The organism is Rhizobium sp. SVR5-2C (genome assembly GCF_056755115.1).
Genome location: NZ_JBNDHT010000548.1, coordinates 1 through 241, shown reverse-complemented (window position 1 = coordinate 241; position 241 = coordinate 1). Strand labels below are relative to the sequence as shown.

The window sequence follows — 241 nt, the reverse complement described above, 5'->3', positions numbered from 1 at the left end:
ACCACGCCTTGTCCTCTTCGGTCGGCGTTGCCACGATCCGCTCAACATCCTGCAGCATCGCAAAGCATAAGGCATAGGGATTGAAGCCGGCGAAACGGCGGTCGTCGTAGTTCGGCTGGAACACCACATTGGCATGCGACTTCGGAAACTCGATGTAGTTTCCTTCGCTGATCTGGCCACGTTCGTGAAGCCTGTTCATGACCCGGTGGTGGACGTAGGTCGCCGTCCCCTCGTTCATCAC

Annotated in this window: 1 protein-coding gene; it reads right to left on the bottom strand. The window is 57.7% G+C overall.

All coding sequences use genetic code 11. From position 1 onward, the window contains the following. Positions 1–241, bottom strand: a 241-nt coding sequence (locus tag ACPYOI_RS36855) for a SpoVR family protein (RefSeq protein WP_481424282.1), incomplete at both ends; no start/stop codon positions are given.